The sequence below is a fragment of the Streptomyces luteogriseus genome, assembly GCF_014205055.1.
GTDB classification, from domain to species: domain Bacteria; phylum Actinomycetota; class Actinomycetes; order Streptomycetales; family Streptomycetaceae; genus Streptomyces; species Streptomyces luteogriseus.
This window is the reverse complement of record NZ_JACHMS010000001.1, coordinates 2,879,935-2,895,667: the sequence shown is the minus strand read 5'-3', so window position 1 is coordinate 2,895,667 and position 15,733 is coordinate 2,879,935. Positions and strand designations below refer to the sequence as shown.

Sequence of the window (15,733 nt, the reverse complement as noted above, 5' to 3'; positions counted from 1 at the left end):
GCAGCACGTGTACGAGGAGGCCAGCTAAAGATGGCACGGCGATACGACACCAACGACGCGACCGACCGTGTGACCGGTCTGCGCGAGGCAGCGTCCGCCGTCCGCCGTGGCGAGCTCGTGGTGCTGCCGACCGACACGGTGTACGGCATCGGCGCCGACGCGTTCTCCTCGGAGGCGGTCGCCGACCTGCTGGACGCGAAGGGCCGGGGCCGCAACATGCCCACCCCCGTCCTCATCGGCTCGCCGAACACGCTGCACGGCCTCGTCACGGACTTCTCCGAGCTGGCCTGGGAGCTGGTCGACGCCTTCTGGCCGGGCGCCCTGACGCTCGTCGCCCGGCACCAGCCGTCCCTCCAGTGGGACCTCGGGGACACCCGGGGCACGGTCGCCGTGCGCATGCCGCTGCACCCGGTCGCCATCGAGCTGCTGACCGAGGTCGGTCCCATGGCCGTCTCCTCCGCCAACCTGACCGGCCACCCGGCGCCGGAGGACTGCGACGCCGCTCAGGAGATGCTCGGCGACTCCGTCTCCGTCTACCTCGACGGGGGCCCGACCCCCGGCATCGTGCCGTCGTCGATCGTCGACGTGACCCGGGAGGTGCCGCTGCTGCTGCGCGCGGGCGCCATCTCGGCGGACGAGCTGCGCAAGGTCGTACCCGACCTCGAGGTGGCGAATTGACGGCCCCTGGATCGGGGCGTGGCATAGGCAACGGGGAAAGCGCGGCGGAGATCACGACGACCTTCGTGGGACTTCCGCGCGACAGCTTCCGCATCCTCCACGTCAGCACCGGCAACGTGTGCCGCTCGCCCATCACCGAGCGGCTGACCCGCCATGCCGTGCGGGAGCGGCTCGGGATCCTGGGCGGCGGGCTGATCGTGGAGAGCGCGGGCACCTGGGGCCACGAGGGCGCGCCCATGGAGTCCCACGCGGAGACCGTCCTGGCCGACTTCGGTGCGGACGCCTCCGGCTTCACCGGGCGCGAGCTCCTCGACGAGCACGTGATCCGCGCCGACCTGGTGCTGACCGCCACCCGGGACCACCGGGCGCAGGTCATCTCCATGGGGCACTCGGCGGGCCTGCGCACCTTCACGCTCAAGGAGTTCACCCGCCTGGTCAAGGCCATCGACCCGGCGACCCTGCCGCCCCTGGAGGAGGGTGTGGTCTTCCGCGCGCGTGCGCTGGTCCGCGCGGCGGCCGCTCTACGCGGGTGGCTGCTGGCGCCGACCGCCGAGGCGGACGAGGTCTACGACCCCTACGGTGCGCCGCTGACGTTCTTCCGTTCCATCGGGGACGAGATACACCAGGCACTCGATCCGGTCGTCACGGCTCTCACGGGCGTCCCCGCAAAGACGTAACAGCCGAGCGCTCCGCAGGCCCCGGGCCTACATTGGTCGTACGTGCCACCGTCGACGCCCGGAGCCCACCATGACGGTCACCCCTGCCATCGAGGCCGACGTCCTGCGCCGCCAGGACCCCGAGCTCGCCGACATCCTGCTCGCGGAGCGGGAGCGGCAGTCGACGACGCTCCAGCTGATCGCCGCCGAGAACTTCACGTCCCCGGCCGTGCTCGCCGCGCTCGGCTCCCCGCTGGCCAACAAGTACGCCGAGGGCTACCCGGGGGCGCGGCACCACGGCGGCTGCGAGATCGTCGACGTCGCCGAACGCGTCGCGGTCGACCGGGCCAGGGCGCTGTTCGGCGCCGACCACGCCAACGTCCAGGCCCACTCGGGCTCTTCGGCGGTGCTCGCCGCCTACGCCGCCCTGCTCCGGCCCGGCGACACCGTCCTCGCGCTCGGCCTGCCCTACGGCGGGCATCTCACGCACGGCTCGCCCGCCAACTTCTCCGGCCGCTGGTTCGACTTCGTCGGCTACGGCGTGGAGGCCGAGTCCGGGTTCATCGACCACGAGCAGGTGCGCACGCTGGCCCGCACGCGCCGGCCCAAGGCGATCGTGTGCGGCTCGATCGCCTACCCGCGCCATGTCGACTACGCCTTCTTCCGCGAGGTCGCCGACGAGGTGGGCGCGTACCTCATCGCGGACGCCGCGCACCCCCTCGGCCTCGTCGCCGGAGGAGCGGCCCCGAATCCGGTGCCGTACGCGGACATCGTCTGCGGGACCACCCACAAGGTCCTGCGGGGCCCGCGCGGCGGCATGATCCTGTGCCGTGCGGAGCTGGCCGAGCGGGTCGACCGGGCCGTGTTCCCTTTCACACAGGGTGGTGCGCAGATGCACACCATCGCCGCCAAGGCCGTCGCCTTCGGGGAGGCGGCAACACCGGCATTCGCCGCGTACGCCCATCAGGTGGTGGCGAACGCGCGGGTTCTGGCCGCCCGGCTGGCCGCGGCGGGCATGGTCGTCACCACGGGCGGCACGGACACGCATCTGATCACCGCCGACCCGGCGCCGCTCGGCGTCGACGGACGCACCGCCCGGGGGCGTCTCGCCGCGGCGGGCCTGGTCATGGACTGTTGTGCGCTGCCGCACGGCGACGCCCGGGGCCTCAGGCTCGGCACGGCCGCGATCACCACACAGGGCATGGGCGAGGCGGAGATGGTCCGGATCGCCGAGCTGCTCGCCGGGGTCCTGCGGGGCGTGACGGAGATCTCGAGCGCCCGTGAAGATGTGCGGGAGCTGGCCGGTGGATTTCCGCCGTATCCCGCTTGAGCCGGGGTAAGCGCATCAGGGTGCACAGCCACTCGTGCAACCATCGTCGCTACCCGGAAGTCCACACTCATATGCGCGCATCGCTAGGGTGTGGGGCTGAGATGGCCAGCGAGACCTGTGGGGAAGCCCGTGCGTGAATACCTCCTGACGCTCTGCATCACGGCCGCGGTGACGTATCTGCTGACAGGGCCGGTACGGAAGTTCGCGATCGTGGCCGGAGCGATGCCGGAGATCCGGGCACGTGACGTGCACCGGGAGCCCACTCCGCGCCTCGGCGGTATCGCGATGTTCTTCGGCCTGTGCGCGGGCCTGCTGGTCGCCGACCACCTGACCAACCTCAACCAGGTCTTCGAGACGTCGAACGAACCCCGGGCGCTGCTGTCCGGGGCGGCCCTGATCTGGCTGATCGGGGTGCTGGACGACAAGTTCGAGATCGACGCCCTGATCAAGCTGGGCGGCCAGATGATCGCCGCGGGCGTGATGGTCGTGCAGGGTCTGACGATCCTGTGGCTGCCGATCCCGGGCGTCGGCTCGGTCGCGCTCACCCCGTGGCAGGGCACCCTGCTCACGGTCGCGCTGGTCGTCATCACCATCAACGCGGTCAACTTCGTCGACGGCCTGGACGGCCTCGCGGCGGGAATGGTGTGCATCGCCGCCACGGCGTTCTTCCTGTACGCCTACCGCATCTGGTACTCGTACGGCATCGAGGCCGCCGCTCCGGCCACGCTCTTCTCGGCGATCCTGATGGGCATGTGCCTGGGCTTCCTGCCGCACAACATGCACCCGGCGCGGATCTTCATGGGTGACTCGGGCTCGATGCTGATCGGCCTGGTCCTGGCCGCCGGCGCGATCTCCGTCACGGGCCAGGTCGACCCGGACGCGCTCAACCTGTACGTGGGGTCCGAGAAGGAGGCCGTGCACCAGACGGTCCCCGTCTACATCCCGCTGCTGCTGCCGCTGACGATCATCGCGGTGCCGGCCGCCGACCTGATCCTGGCGATCGTGCGCCGCACCTGGCGCGGCCAGTCCCCGTTCGCCGCCGACCGCGGCCATCTGCACCACCGGCTGCTGGAGATCGGCCACTCGCACAGCCGCGCGGTGCTGATCATGTACTTCTGGTCGGCGCTGATCGCCTTCGGCGCGCTCGCCTACTCGGTCAACTCGGCGTCCATGTGGATCGTGCTGGGGGTGGTGTTCCTCAGCGCGATCGGGCTGCTGCTGCTTCTGCTGCCGCGCTTCACGCCGCGCGCCCCGCGCTGGATGGAGCGCTTCGTGCCGCCGCGCTACCGGCGCCGCGGCTCGGTCGCCGTCGCCGAGCCGGCCGTCCCATCCTCCGCCGACGCCCCCGCCCAGGCCTCCGGCGCGGCCCGCGAAGCGGATGCCAGGATCCCGCACGGCAGCACCGCTCTGTCGGAGCTGGAGAAGGCGGCTGCGCCGGCGGGCTTCCGTGCACACGAGAGGGAGCGGGCGTAGCGCCTGTTCCTGCGGCTGAGCGGGCGTAGCGCGTGTTCTTGCGGTTGAGCGGGCGTGGGGCCTGTTCCTGCGGCTGAGCGGGCGCAGGGCCTCTTCCTACGGCTCGGTGGGGGAGGGCCGGGGGTTGGGCGCCCAGGTCTCGCGCAGTACGGTGCAGACCTCGCCGAGGGTGGCCCGGGACGCCAAGGCCTCTCGTAGCGGGTGGAGGATGTTCCCGTCGCCCTGCGCGGCCCTGCACAGCCGCAGGAGGGCCTCGTCCACGGCGGGCTGGACACGCCAGGCGCGGAGCTTGGCCAGACGCTCGGTCTGAAGGGCCCGCACGGCGTGCGACGACGTCCAGGGACGGGCCAGGCGGGGGTGGGGCGCGGGCCGGCCGGCGCCGTGGACGCCGAACAGCTCGGGGCCGCGGTGCCGCTCCAGGACCGCGAGCAGCCCGCCGAGTCGTCCGACGCGGTCCAGCAGGTCGGCCACCGCCGCTTCGAGGCCGGCCGACGCCGGCGCCGCGGTGAGGGTGTGGCCGGGGACGACCACGTGCAGGCGTGGGGTGGGGGCCGGGCCGAGGCGGGCGTGGACCGTATCGGCCCACAACCGGCGTACGACGCGCAGCTTGGCCCGGGTGCCGCGCCCGGTGCGGGCGGCGGCGACGCACAGCGCCGTACGGGCGGCGACGGCAGCGGGATCCAGGCCGGCCGCGGCCGCGGCCAGCAGGTACTCGGCGCCGGCCGCGACGGTGAAGGCGATCTCCTGGGTGGGGTCCGCTCCGGCGCCCGCGAGCCGGTGGCCCCGGACGGTCAGACATCGCCAGCGGGGCAGCTCGGCCAGGCCGTAGGCGCACACGTCCCGTGCGAGCCGCAGGGACGCCCGCAGCGGGAACGGGCCGGGGTCGGCCAGCAGGAGCTCCGTCAGGACGTCGTTGCCGACGCTTCCCGCCAGCCGGCCGGCCGGCGCCCCGTGCTCCTCGGCGACGAGCCGGTACAGGACGAGGAGCGGTGCCGCGCAGGCGTCGGCGGCCAGGGACACCGTGATGCGGGCCAGCGGCAGCCCGCCCAGCAGCACCCGCATGTCGTCGATGGAGTCGACGGGCACGCCCCGGTGGCCGACCAGGCCGAAGGCGGCCGGTGCCGGCGAGTCGAGGCCGGTTCGGGTGGGCGTGTCGAAGCCCACCGCAAGCTCGCGGGCGCCGCCGCCGACCAGGTGCCGCAGCCGGGCGTTCGCCTGTACGGCACTCTCACAGCCGCTCACGGCCCGCCCGGCCTCTCCTCGCGTTCCGTGCGGGATCGTCGCGGTCGGTACCGGCCGTCCGGGCGTGGCGCGGGGCCGCTGGTGGCCGGGGGCAGGGTGGTGGCGTGGTGCACGGTCGAGGTGGTGAGGCGGGGGTTGACGGTGGCCGTGTCGGAGGGCTCGGGGGTGGGCCGTCTCCGCGGGTTCTGGCGGGGTGGTGCCGGGGGCCTGGCGAGTCCGGGCGCCCGGGGGCATGGCGGCGGTAGGTGCTGGCTCATGGCTCCAGATCGGGTTCCGGCGGGGTGGGCGCGCGGGCGGCCCCTCGCTCAGGAGGGGATCGTGACCGGTGCGGCGACGGGTGAGGAGCCCAGGACGGGGACCGGCCATTGGGCGGGGCGGGGGAACCGCTGCCATTCCCTGGGATAGCCCAGGGACACCTCGTGGTGCGGCACGCCGTCACATCGCAGGGTGCGGGGGATGTGCAGGTGGCCGTACACCACGGCGGCGGCCCGGTACCTCAGGTGCCAGTCGGCGGTGGCGGTGGTGCCGCACCACAGGGCGAACTCGGGGTGGCGCAGGATGTGGAGCGGGTCGCGGACCAGGGGGAAGTGGTTGACCAGGACGGTGGGCAGACCGTCGGGCAGCGCGTCCAGCCGGGGCAGTGTCTCGGCGATGCGAGCCCGGCACCACGCCTCGCGGCTGGGGTACGGGGCGGGGGACAGCAGGAACTCGTCCGTGCAGACCACGCCGGCCTCGTCGGCCAGGCGCAGTGCGTGGGCCTTGGAGAAGGCGCCAGGGGGCCTGAAGCTGTAGTCGTAGAGCAGGAAGAGCGGGACGATGACGGCCGGGCCGCCCGCGCCGTGCCATACGGGGTAGGGGTCCTCGGGGGTGTCGATGCCCAACGTGCGGCAGACGTCGACCAGATGGCGGTACTTCCTCTCACCACCCAGCTCCTCCGGGTCATCGGGTGCGGTCCACAGCTCGTGGTTGCCGGGAACCCAGATCACGCGGGCGAACCGGTCACGCAGCTGCTTCAGGGCCCACGTGACGTCCGCGACGGACTCGCCCACGTCACCGGCGACGAGCAGCCAGTCGTCGGGGGACCCGGGGCGCAGGTTCCGTACGATGTCGCGGTTCTGCTCATGGCGTACGTGCAGGTCGCTGACGGCGAGCAGGCGGCCGTCACGGGAGGGGGAAAGGGGAGCGTCGGTGGCATCGACGTGGTGACCTCGGCCCACTGCTCCCCCTCCCGTGTGAAGGACGGGGCCACCGTGCTCGGCGACCCGTGGCTCACAGCCTGGGCCACTCGCCGGGCCGGCGGGAACCCCTAAACCGCGCGCTGCCACGTCGTGCCCGCCGCCCTGCCGGGCATCGGGGTGGTCGGTACGGGTGCCGACGGCGTGGCTTGAACCCAGCGGTGCGGAGCACCGGCCGGACTGTGGTGTGGGCCACACCCTGGAGTGAGATGTCCGTCACCTCTTGCGCCGGGTCGTCCGCGGAGCGCGGTCGGCCGGAATCCGGCACCGCCGTTGCCCGCTCGGTGTGCGCGGTCCCGGCGCTCCGGGGATCGGCCACCCCGAGCGTGAGCCCGGTAGGGGGGTGCTGTTCCGGTTAGGGGTTGTGGGGGCCTCACGGGGCGTCCAAGCATGGTTGTGCGAGTCAACAACCCTTGTGTGTAAGCCCGCGAGCCACGAAGGAAAGGTTCTATCGTGAGTACCCCCCACGTGGACGAGAATCTGTGGGTGCGTCAATTCCACCCTGCCCCGGCCGCGGCGACCAGGCTCGTCTGCTTCCCCCACGCCGGTGGATCCGCCCCGTACTTCCTCCCGGTCTCCAAGGCCCTGAGTCCAGGGGTCGACGTACTGGCCATCCAGTACCCGGGGCGGCAGGACCGCCGCCAGGAGAAGTGCGTCGACAACATCGCCGACCTGGCCGACGCGGTGACGGCGGAGCTGCTGCCTTGGACGGACCGGCCGCTGGTGCTCTTCGGGCACAGCATGGGAGCCACGCTCGCCTTCGAGGTGGCCCTGCGGCTGGAACGCAAGGACATCGTGCCTCTCGCGCTGTTCGCCTCGGGCCGGCGGGCGCCTTCGCGGTACCGCGACGAGCGCGTGCACCAGCGCAGCGACGACGAGATCATCCAGGAGCTGAAGGCTCTGAGCGGGACCAGCTCCGAGGTCCTCGGCAACGAGGAGATCCTGCGGATGGCGATGCCGGCCATCCGCGGTGACTACACGGCCGCCGAGACCTACCGGCACACCGGCGGGGCGCGGCTTTCCGCGCCGATCCACGTGCACTACGGCACGGAGGATCCCCGAGTCAGCCGCGAGGAGGCGGAGGCCTGGGCGGAGCACACCAGCGGCCGCTTCGACATCCAGTCCCATCCGGGCGGGCACTTCTACCTCAACGACGAGGGGCCGCGCGTGATCGAGGCGATTGCCCGCGTCTGCTCAGCGGCCACGACGTAAGGCGCATCGGGACGGGCAAGGTGCGGCCCGATGGGGGTCCTGCTGTGAACTGCGGCGGCATTTCTCTTTCCCCCGGTTTATTAACCGGCGCGTAATTCAGCGGTCCTTGTAGCGCCCTGTCCTGCACGTGAATGGCTGTGATTTCTCTCTGGGGCGCCTGTGGGCCGCTCCCCGCGGCCCCGCTCGTGGCCTGCTGGTATACAGACCGGCTGGGCGTCGTGGGGCAATGATGGCCGGGTTCTTGCCGATCCATGGCCAAAAGTTTTCGACGTTGACATGCGTTGCGTGCAAGTGTTCTACTCGTATGGGATTCGGGGTCCGAAAGCATTGACCGACGGGGCGGTGAGTGGTGAGTGGGGGATTTCTTGCCCCATTTGCCGGTCGCTGTGTGCCGCGGCCCCCGGCTTGGCTTGGATCGATACGGGGTGTTTAGCGATTCATGGTGTTTACTGGGCGACGTCTGGAAAAAACTCGACTGCACGCGGCCTATTCTTCGGTCCGGACCACCGGTAGATCCCATGTCGTGGTCGTCGAGGCGGCGGCGGGATGCGGCAAGAGCGAGCTGCTGGAAGAGTTCGCGCACCGCGTCGAACCTCTCGGCCCGAGCCTGCTGCAGGCCACCGCGATCGCCGAAGAGCGCGGCACCCCGCTGAGCGTGCTGCGGAATCTCGTCAACGGCGCGCCCTTCCCGGACGACGTGGTGCGCCGCTTCCAGACCACGAGCGATGCCACGATCCGGAAGATCTCGGCCGAGGGCCGGGAGCGGGCGCGGCATGACGCCGCCTGGTACGACCTGACGCGGACGTTCTGCGGCGAGGTACGGGCCCTGGCGCAGCGCACGCCCGTCGTGGTGGCTGTCGACGACCTCCACCACGCGGACCCCGACTCGGTGCGGCAGCTGGTCCACCTGGCCCGGCACTGCCGCAACGTCCCCCTGCTGCTGGTGCTCACGCGCTCGCCCGTCGGCGGCCCGGCCGACCGGACCGTCGGTGACGAGCTGTTCAGGCAGCCGAATGTCGAACGCATCCAGCTGCCCAGACTCCGCCTCGAGGACGTCGTCGACATCCTGGGCCACCAGAGCCGGCCGGACACCGCGGTGGCGGAACGCTACCTGGCGGTCAGCGGCGGCAATCCGCTGCTGCTCGGGGCGCTGCTGGAGGACACCCGCGCCGAGCCCGGCTCCGTGGGCGGCGCCCCGGACACCGGGCCCCGGCCGGGACAGGCGTACGGCAAGGCGGTCCTCGCCTGTCTGGACCGCGGCGGCGAGCGCACCCGCGAGGTGGCCACCGGCATGGCGGTGCTCGGCGAGGCATGCACCGACGAGCTGCTGTCCCGGCTCCTGGACGTCTCGCTGGTCGAACTCGCCGAGAACCTCGGAGCCCTGCGCGGCTCCGGAATCGTCACCGGGGACGCGTTCCAGCACCCGGCGGTCGAGGCGGCGGTGCTGGAATCCCTGGAGCCGTCCTTCCGGCTCGACCTGCACTGGCGCTCAGCGCGGCTGCTGCACGCCTCCGGCGCCGCGGCGGCCCTGGCCGCCGAGCACCTGCGGGAGGCCGGCCGGGCCGAGGGCGCCTGGGCCGTCGGGGTGCTCATGGAGGCCGCCGACGACGCACTGTCCGCCGACGAGGTGCGACGGGCCGTCTCCTACCTCGAACTGGCCCACGGCGCCGCCGCCGACCCGCTGGTGCGCACCGACATCAAGATCAAGATGGGCGCGGCCACCCGGCGGATCAGCGCCGGCGAGGCCGAACTCCATGTCGACGACGCCCTGCGGAACCTGCGGGCCGACCGGCTCGACCCCGCCGACGCGCGGGGTCTCGGCGCCGCGCTGCTCGCCCACGGCCGACTGGAGCAGGCACAGGCCCTGCTCGGCCCGGGGCTGCTGCCGGCCGAGGGCGAGGCCGTCCTGGCAGTGGCGGGGCGGCGGATCGCCGAGCCGCAGGAGGGCGCACCCGGCGGCGGACCCTACCCCGCGGCCGCGCTGCGGGCGCGGACCGGCGAGGCCACCACGGACGGCCCGCAGCTGCGCCGCACGGGCATCCCCGTCCTCACCCGGCGTGCCGCCCCCCGCCCCGACCGGCTCACCCAGCGCGTCGCGGACGCCGACGGGCTGCTGGAGGCCAACCGGCTGACCGACGCCACCTTCGACCTGGTCCTCGACGCCCTGTGGACGCTGCTGTCACTCGGCGCTCTCCAGCGGGTCCGGCGCTGGTGCGACCACTTCATACACGAGTCGGCGACGCGTGGCGCGCCGGGATGGGAGGCGGCCTTCACGGCCGTACGCGCCGAAGGAGCCCTGCACGGCGGCAACCTCGCCGAGGTGGACCGCGACGCGCGCCGCTGTCTGACGCTGCTGTCGGGACGGCACCCGGCGCCCCTGGAGGCCAGCGCGGTCTCACACCTGGTGACGGTCCTGGTGGTGCGGGGCAAGTGCAAGGAGGCGGCCCGGCAGCTGAGCCGGCCCATGGCGGACTCCCTGTCGGGCACCATCCACTGGCTCGACTACCTGCGCGCCCGGGGGCTCTACTACCTGGCCACCCAGCAGCATCACGCGGCGCTGCGGGACTTCCACGAGGTGGGCCGCATCGCCGAACGGTGGGGAGCCGACCGGCCCGCCCTGCTGCCGTGGCGCACCGACATCGCGCAGGCCCTGCTGTTCCTGGGGGAGCGGGAGCAGGGACTGAGGCTGGCCACCGAGCAGCTCGCCATGACCGAGGGTGACACCCCCCGCATCCGCGGCATCTCGCTGCGCATGCAGGGGCTCGCCTCGGAAGGCGCAGCCCGGCTGGACCTGCTGGACCGGGCCGTGGTGGAGCTGGACCGGGCGGACGACCGGCTGGAACTGGCCCGCGCCCTGTTCGACCTGGCGGACGCCCACCGCCAGGCCCGCCAGTCCCGGCAGGCGGCGATGACGCTGCGCAAGGCGCGGCAGGTGGCCAAGGGCTGCGGGATGCGACCGGCCCCCAACCGGATCGGTTCGTCCGGCGGCGCGCCCAGGGGGGAGCGCATCTTCGCGGCGACGCCCGAGCAACGCGACGACTGGGGGCATCTCAGCGAGTCGGAGCGCAAGGTGGCGAGCCTGGCGGCCGGCGGTTACACCAACCGTGAGATATCGGTGCGGCTTTACATCACCATGAGCACGGTTGAACAACATCTTACTCGTGTATACCGGAAGCTGAAGATAAGGGGGCGAGAGGAATTACTTGCCGCTCCCCGGGCTTACGATTTCGAAAACTCTGCATGAGCCGATGGCGCAGGCCGTCGTGGTCTTTGTGAATAGGGGGGTGGAAATATAGGGGTGGGCTCCCGGTCCGACGCTGGATAGGCTGAATATGCCGGAACGGCGACGAGCGAGACCAACTGCGGTCGGACACGGGGAGAACGAGTGGTACTGGGAGAGTCCAGTGGCTTTTCGGAAATCGTAGAACGCGCCGAGGAAATGTCGGTGCTCACGCGGGCGCTGGCGAACACCGAGTGCGGCGAGGGCCGTGTGGTCCTGGTCAATTCGGGACCGGGGGTCGGTCGTACCACACTGCTCAACGAATTCCTGCGGCAGGCCGCCGACTCCGGGGCCCGGGTGGGCGCCGCCACCGGGTCGTCCGCGGAGACGGGGATGGAGCTCGGCGTCGCCGCACAGCTCTTCCCGTCCGATGGGCCGCTCGCGGCCGGGCTCCGTCTCGCCCGGGCGATCGGCGGCGGCGACGGCGGCGGCGACGGCGTCCTCCCGCCGGATGCCGACCGGCTGTTCGAGGAGCTGTGCGGGGAGTTCAGGCACGGACCCGTGGTGCTGGCGGTCGACGACGTCCAGCTCGCCGATGCCGCGTCACTGCGGGTCCTGCTCTACCTGGTGCGCCGGCTGCGCACCGCCCCGGTCCTGATCGTGCTCACCGAACCCACCGGCCCGGACGCGATGTCCCCGGCCTTCCAGGCGGAACTTCTGCGGCACCCGCGGTGCCGGCGCCTCCGGCTGCAGCCGCTGTCCCCGGACGGCGTCACCCGGATGATCGCGCCGTACGTGGACGCGGCCGACACCGCGCGGGTGGCGGCGGAGTTCCACGCCGTCAGTGGCGGCAACCCTCTTCTGCTGCGAGGGCTCGTGGTGGACCACAGGGCCGCGCGGCGAGCGGACCGGCAGGGCCAGGGGGCGACTGTCCAGCCCGTCGGCAGCGCGGCCTTCGCCCACGCCGCTCTCGCCTGGGCCTATCGGGACAAGCCCGTGCTCTTCGACGTCGCCTGCGGTTTCGCCGTACTCGGCAGGAACGCCACCCCGGCCCTGGTGGCCTGTCTGGTCGACCGGGGGGCCGACGCGGTGGCCCGGGTCATGACAGCGCTGGACACGGCGGGCTTGCTGGACGGCACGGCCTTCCGCAGTGCCCTCGTCAGCAAGGCGCTGCTGGAGCACGTGGACGTGGAGGTCCGGGCGGGACTGCACCGCCGCGCAGCCTGGCTGCTCCACGGCGACGGCGTACCCGCGGTCGACGTCGCGCACCATCTCCTCGCGGCCCCGGTGGCCGAGCCCTGGGCGGGCCGCACCCTGATCGCCGCGGCGGAGCAGGCCGTACGTGACGGGCAGGAGGAATTCAGCCTCGACTGTCTCCGGCTGGCCGGTCAGTACGCGACGACCGAGGAGGACCGCGCCGCCGTCGTCATGGCGCGGGTGCGGATCGGCTGGGAGATCGACCCCCGCCTGGTGAGCCCGTGGCTCGACGAACTCGGCACCGCGCTCGAGCGGGGCCACGTCGACAGTGCGGACGCCGCCTGGATCGTCAAACACCTCGCTTGGCAGGATCGCTTCCCGGAAGCGGCGCAGAGCCTCTCCGTCCTCGCCGGGCGCGCCGGTGACGAACCCGGGGCGCAGGCCGAACTCCACCTCGTCCGGCAGTGGTTGCGGCACACCTGCCCCGCGCTGGATCCGGACGCCGACCCCGCCGCGTCCACCGCGCAGGCCACCGCCCCGCAGCCCCGCCGGCTCAGCCCGGCCTCGTACGCCGTGGAGATGCTCGGCAGGGTCCTGGCCGAGGGGCCCGGCGACCACGCCGTCGCCATGGCCGAGGAGATCCTGCGCGGTTGCCGGTTCGGCGAGACGGCCGTGGAAGCCCTGGAAGCGGCGCTGCTGGTCCTCGTCTACGCCGAGCACCCCGAACGGGCGCTGTTCTGGTGTGAAGCGCTGCTGCGGGAGGCCGGCGACCGGCCGACCGGGACGCAGGTGGCGATCCTCTCCGGGATTCGCGCCGAAGCGGCCCTGCGACAGGGCGCGTTGCAGGCCGCCGAGCAGTACGCGGGCCGAGCCCTGGAGGCGATCTCCCTGCACGGCTGGGGCGTGGCCATCGGCTCCCCCCTGGCCGCCCTGGTACGGGCCGCCACGGCGTCGGGCAGGACCTGGGAGGCCGGTGCGTGGCTGAACCAGGACGTGCCCGAGGGCGTCTTCCGCACTCGTCACGGGCTGCTCTACATGCATGCGCGCGGCCACTACCACCTCGCGGTGGACCGGCCGGCGGCGGCCCTGGAGGACTTCCTGACCTGTGGTGCGCTCGCCAAGGAGTGGGGCATGGACATGCCCGCCTTTCTTCCCTGGCGTACCTCGGCCGCGCAGGCGCACCTGGCCCTGGGCAACGGCGGCCAGGCGCGGACGCTGGTGCGGGAGCAACTGGCACGGCCTGGGGGGAGCACCCCGAGATCCCGGGGTGTCTCGCTGCGACTCCTCGCGGCCACGAGTGAAATCGCCTGCCGCCCCGCTCTGTTGCGGGAGTCCGTGAACCTGCTGGAGAGCTGTGGCGACCGTCTGGAGCTGTTGCGCTCCCTGGCCGATCTCTCCGACGTCCAGCACCGGACCGGCGCACCCGCCAAGGCGCGGATGACCGCCCGCCATGCCCGGACCGTCGCCGACACCTGCGGAGGGGACGCGCTGTTCCGCAGGCTCTTCAAGGAAGAGGCATCCGAGGGCGACGACGAACCGGTGCCCCTGGCAGGCGACCACCACGGCTCGGCCAGCCTGACGGCCGCCGAGCGGCGGGTCACCGCCCTGGCCGCCCTGGGCCACTCCAACCGGGAGATCGGGCGCAAGCTGTTCATCACCAAGAGCACCGTGGAGCAGCACCTCACCCGGGTGTACCGGAAGCTCGGCGTGCGCAACCGGGCCGACCTCGGCGACCTGCTCGCCGGGACCAACCTCGCCGCCCAGGCCCAGGCCATGGGCAGGGCGAGCTCGGTCGCCGCCGGCTGACTCCGCGCACAGCGGCCGGCGCCCCGTCGGCCGCCGGCCGTGGACGACGGGCGTGCTCGGGTGCGACGACCGGCGCGCTCGGGTACGGCGACCGGCGCGATCCGAACACCGCGACTGTCGAGCCCGGCGCGACGACTGCCGAGCTCCGACACGAGACCCGCCGAGCCCGGCGCGATGACCACCGAGCCCTGACACGACGACCGCCGAGCCCCGGCGCGATGACCACCGAGCCCTGACACGACGACTGCCGAGCCCTGACACGACGACTGCCGAGCGCCGGCGCGACAACCGCCGAGCCCGGCGCGACGACTGCCTCGCCCCCCACGAGAACCGTCACGACACCCGTCATGACGACCGACACGAGGAGATCCACCGTGACCACCGAGCATGCCCTGACCGTGCCCTCCCCCCGCGAGGCCGGCTGCCCCTTCGACGTGCCGCGCCCGTACAGGCAGGCGGCGGAGGAGGGTCCCGTCGTGAAGGCCGCGACCTTGAGCGGCGGCGAGTGCTGGATGATCACCCGGCACGAGGAAGTGCACGCGGTCCTGGGCGACCGGCGGTTCAGCGCGGACGCACTGCTGCCCAACTTCCCCCTCATGACCGAGGAACTGCGCAAGATGGTCGCGGAGTCCCGCAAGTCGACCCCGGAGATCGACGAGCAGGAACACATCCGGCGTCGCCGGATGCTGACCGCGGAGTTCAAGGGCAAGCGGGTCGAAGCGCTGCGCCCGCAGATCCAGAGCATGGTCGACGGCATCCTGGACGGGATGATCGCGGACGGCGGCCCGGTGGACCTGGTGTCCCGGTTCGCGCTGCCCGTGCCGGCCGCGGTCATCTGCCTGCTGCTCGGCGTCCCCTTCGAGGACCACCAGTTCTTCAAGGACCGCGCCCGTCAGATGCTGGACTTCCGGGTCGGCCCCGAGGCGATGATGAAGGCCCGCATCGAGCTCACCGAGTACATGAACAAGCTCACGGCCGAGAAACAGCAGCAGCCGGACGAGGCGCTCATCAGCACCTTGCTGACCAAGGGAGAGCTGGCCACCGACGAAGTGGCGGGCACCGCACTGCTGTTGCTGCTCGGCGGTCTCGAGACGACCTCCAGCATGCTCAGCCTGTCCACCCTCGCCCTGTTGCAGCACCCCGAGCAACTGGCACAGCTGCGTGCCGACTCGTCCCTGATCAAGGGCGCCGTCGAGGAACTGCTGCGCTACCTCACGGTCGTGCAGAACGGCCTCGCACGCGTGGCCCTGGAGGACGTCGAGATCGGCGGGCAGCTGATCAAGGCGGGCGACGGCGTGCTGTGCATGCTCTCCATCGCCAACCGGGACGAGACGGTCTACCCCGGCGGCCACGAACTCGACCTGCAACGCGGCGCCCGCACCCATCTGAGCTTCGGCTTCGGTATCCACCAGTGCGTGGGTCAGACCCTGGCACGCGCCGAACTCCAGATCGCCCTGGAGACGCTGCTGCGCAGGCTGCCGGAGTTGCGGCTGACCGTCCCCGTCGAGGAACTGCGCTTCCGCGACTCCCTCGGGTTCTACGGCGTGGAGGAACTGCCCGTCGACTGGTGAACCGCGGCCGGTTCCGGCAACGGACGAACAGCGGTGCGGCGGCACCCCGGAGCGGGGGTGCCGCCGCACCGCTGTGCCCGGCCCCCGCCCCTGGGGCGACGACCCCGCCCCGG

The 15,733-nt window shown here is 72.4% G+C and carries 10 protein-coding genes; 8 read left to right on the top strand and 2 right to left on the bottom strand.

Annotated features, from left to right (window positions below; all coding sequences use genetic code 11):
- The first annotated feature begins 30 nt into the window (after nucleotides 1–30).
- The 4 genes from BJ965_RS12265 to BJ965_RS12250 all read left to right on the top strand — a co-directional run bounded on the left by BJ965_RS12265 (nucleotide 31) and on the right by BJ965_RS12250 (nucleotide 4,137).
- Nucleotides 31–678: an L-threonylcarbamoyladenylate synthase gene (locus tag BJ965_RS12265; RefSeq protein ID WP_030854964.1), complete on the top strand. Its 648-nt coding sequence runs from the start codon at nucleotides 31–33 to the stop codon at nucleotides 676–678.
- A complete protein-coding gene (locus BJ965_RS12260; RefSeq protein WP_097220581.1) occupies nucleotides 675–1,355 on the top strand; it encodes an arsenate reductase/protein-tyrosine-phosphatase family protein in 681 nt (226 codons plus the stop codon). Before BJ965_RS12265 ends, BJ965_RS12260 begins: the two co-directional genes overlap by 4 nt.
- Before the next feature lie 70 nt (nucleotides 1,356–1,425).
- The gene (locus BJ965_RS12255) at nucleotides 1,426–2,664 is read left to right on the top strand and encodes a serine hydroxymethyltransferase (protein WP_184908679.1); all 1,239 of its coding nucleotides are present in this window, start codon (nucleotides 1,426–1,428) and stop codon (nucleotides 2,662–2,664) included.
- Nucleotides 2,665–2,793: 129 nt separating this feature from the next.
- Nucleotides 2,794–4,137 carry an MraY family glycosyltransferase gene (locus BJ965_RS12250; RefSeq protein WP_184908678.1) on the top strand — a complete coding sequence of 448 codons (1,344 nt, stop codon included), beginning with the start codon at nucleotides 2,794–2,796 and terminating at the stop codon, nucleotides 4,135–4,137.
- Nucleotides 4,138–4,233: 96 nt separating this feature from the next.
- Here the strand turns inward: BJ965_RS12250 and BJ965_RS39295 are convergent, their stop codons facing one another.
- Together BJ965_RS39295 and BJ965_RS12240 are read right to left on the bottom strand one after the other, a co-directional pair.
- Nucleotides 4,234–5,379: a methylmalonyl-CoA mutase family protein gene (locus BJ965_RS39295; protein WP_313666832.1), complete on the bottom strand. Its 1,146-nt coding sequence runs from the start codon at nucleotides 5,377–5,379 to the stop codon at nucleotides 4,234–4,236.
- 305 nt (nucleotides 5,380–5,684) lie between these two features.
- The gene (locus tag BJ965_RS12240) at nucleotides 5,685–6,596 is read right to left on the bottom strand and encodes a metallophosphoesterase family protein (protein WP_184908677.1); all 912 of its coding nucleotides are present in this window, start codon (nucleotides 6,594–6,596) and stop codon (nucleotides 5,685–5,687) included.
- 471 nt (nucleotides 6,597–7,067) lie between these two features.
- On the opposite strand from BJ965_RS12240, the gene BJ965_RS12235 reads away from it, so the two are divergent.
- The 4 genes from BJ965_RS12235 to BJ965_RS12220 all read left to right on the top strand — a co-directional run bounded on the left by BJ965_RS12235 (nucleotide 7,068) and on the right by BJ965_RS12220 (nucleotide 15,620).
- Nucleotides 7,068–7,826, top strand: a complete 759-nt coding sequence (locus BJ965_RS12235) for a thioesterase II family protein (RefSeq protein WP_030854944.1) — start codon at nucleotides 7,068–7,070, stop codon at nucleotides 7,824–7,826.
- A 439-nt stretch (nucleotides 7,827–8,265) separates the two neighbouring features.
- Complete coding sequence (locus BJ965_RS12230; RefSeq protein WP_184908676.1) at nucleotides 8,266–11,070, top strand: helix-turn-helix transcriptional regulator; 2,805 nt, start codon at nucleotides 8,266–8,268, stop codon at nucleotides 11,068–11,070.
- A 141-nt stretch (nucleotides 11,071–11,211) separates the two neighbouring features.
- Nucleotides 11,212–14,049 carry a helix-turn-helix transcriptional regulator gene (locus tag BJ965_RS12225; RefSeq protein WP_313666829.1) on the top strand — a complete coding sequence of 946 codons (2,838 nt, stop codon included), beginning with the start codon at nucleotides 11,212–11,214 and terminating at the stop codon, nucleotides 14,047–14,049.
- Between the two features lie 374 nt (nucleotides 14,050–14,423).
- Nucleotides 14,424–15,620: a cytochrome P450 gene (locus BJ965_RS12220; RefSeq protein ID WP_313666828.1), complete on the top strand. Its 1,197-nt coding sequence runs from the start codon at nucleotides 14,424–14,426 to the stop codon at nucleotides 15,618–15,620.
- Nucleotides 15,621–15,733 lie beyond the last annotated feature (113 nt).